At 41.7% G+C, this 398-nt stretch carries 1 protein-coding gene and 1 pseudogene; both read left to right on the top strand.

Annotation, left to right across the window (positions count from 1 at the left end):
- Positions 1–258: response regulator (locus tag A3756_RS03705; protein ID WP_156490244.1), on the top strand; the 258-nt coding region annotated here is incomplete at its 5' end.
- Between the two features lie 34 nt (positions 259–292).
- Positions 293–398, top strand: a pseudogene (locus A3756_RS27200) (chemotaxis protein); the annotation flags it as partial.

Raw genomic sequence — 398 nt, 5'->3', positions numbered from 1 at the left:
CACTTTAATGATCATATTGATTTGATGATTTCAGACGTAGAGATGCCAGAGATGGATGGCTACACCTTGACGACCTTATGTAAGGATGATCATCGTTTAGCACCACTTTATATTATGCTGCACACTTCATTGAGTGGTGTGTTTAACCAGGCAATGGTAGAAAAAGTTGGTGCCGATGACTTTATGGCCAAGTTTAGTCCGGATGAACTTGCGGAAAAAGTGATGGATATCATTGATCGTATCAAGACGAAAGCTTAGATGTACAGCGCAACATGCTCGTTAAAGGGTGGCTATGCAATTAGATAGTTCAGCTCAGGAGTATCACTTATTCCGCACCTTTCTAGAGGAAGCGTGCGGGATATTGTTGGGTGAAAATAAGGCTTATCTAGTGAGTAGTC

The sequence above is a fragment of the Oleiphilus sp. HI0086 genome, from assembly GCF_001635225.1.
Note: the sequence above shows the minus strand (reverse complement) of the source record. Positions and strands in the feature narration are given on the sequence as shown.